Raw genomic sequence first — 603 nt, forward strand, 5'->3', positions numbered from 1 at the left:
CTTTGCATTCTGGGTGGCCGTCTGTAGCGCCTGCACCGAAATGTCGGTGCCGAAGCCATGCGCGTTGCGCAGTTCCGAGAGCAGCGCCAGCAGGATCGCGCCCGAGCCGGTGCCGAGATCGGCGATCCGTAAGCGGCGATCGGAGCTGCCGTCGGCGCGTATCAGTTCCAGTGCACGCTCGACCACCGTCTCGGTGTCGGGCCGCGGCACCAATGTCGCTGCCGAGAGCTGCAGCGGCAGCCCCCAAAACTCCTTGAAGCCGAAAATGCGCGCGACCGGCTCGCCGGCGAGACGGCGCAGCGCTCGGTCTCGATCTGACTGGTCTCATCACCGCGGCGACCCGGACGCTGACGCCTGACGAAGCCGGCCGCCTTGAGGCGAGCGGCGAGCGCACGCCGCGCGATCTCGACGGTCTGGCTGCCATGGTCAGCTGATAGCCTCATCGCGCGTTGTTAGCCGATGGTCGATGCGGCGTCGATATGGCTTGCGCCGTTCCCAGCCGGCGCGCACGGTGTTGCCTCAATCCGGACCGGGACACGAGCGACAATGACCGCCTATGACGACCAGAACATCTTCGCAAAGATCCTGCGCGGCGAGATCCCG

Annotated in this window: 1 pseudogene; it reads right to left on the minus strand. The window is 66.8% G+C overall.

The features are described from left to right. A pseudogene (locus tag J6500_RS31770) lies at window positions 1-443 on the minus strand (class I SAM-dependent methyltransferase); the annotation flags it as partial. Window positions 444-603: the final 160 nt, after the last annotated feature.

Origin of the sequence: Bradyrhizobium semiaridum (genome assembly GCF_020329505.1) — a bacterium.
In the GTDB taxonomy this organism is placed as follows: Bacteria; Pseudomonadota; Alphaproteobacteria; order Rhizobiales; family Xanthobacteraceae; genus Bradyrhizobium; species Bradyrhizobium semiaridum.